Annotated in this window: 1 protein-coding gene; it reads right to left on the reverse strand. The window is 46.8% G+C overall.

Annotation, left to right across the window (positions count from 1 at the left end; translation table 11 throughout):
* Window positions 1–255 precede the first annotated feature (255 nt).
* Entirely contained in the window at window positions 256–501 is a 246-nt protein-coding gene (locus ACYVTD_RS16030; RefSeq protein WP_461248679.1) for a hypothetical protein, read from the reverse strand.
* Window positions 502–530: the final 29 nt, after the last annotated feature.

Below are 530 nucleotides of genomic sequence, written 5' to 3' on the forward strand. Positions count from 1 at the left end.
TGTTAGACAGAGATATATCCAGTTAGCCGATTGTTGTCATTACGGCAAGGTCGACAGTGTAGGACGCGAATCTGTCGCTAGTCGGCAGCGTCAGATGTGTATAAGCCACAGGAATTGCGCTGAGGGGTGGAGTTCAGGTTACGGACTTTTTTCTAATGGAGTTGCGCCGATGGTTCTTTCGTATACCACAAGTCCGGGATACCATCTTGAGTACGAAAATACAGAGCGATACAAAGCCGCAATTTTTACAGACGGTCACGCGATGCAGATTGAAGCGCAGGAAAGCCCAAGAACCAAAGTAACAAGTACGCTGAAAAACGCCTGCTTAAAAGTAAATAAAGTTATGTTAAGCAGAGCGCTATTCTGCAAGACGGATATTTTTCCACCGACAAGTCCGTGAATAGCCGGCGCGAAACTTGCGGCATACGGAAGAATAAAAGAAAAAGCCGCCGCCAGTATTGGCGGAAGAGCCAGAAGGCAGGCGGCAGTTTTCTTTGTCATTTATTTTGTCCGATGTTAGTCATCAACGC

This window comes from Treponema sp. R6D11, from assembly GCF_054786075.1.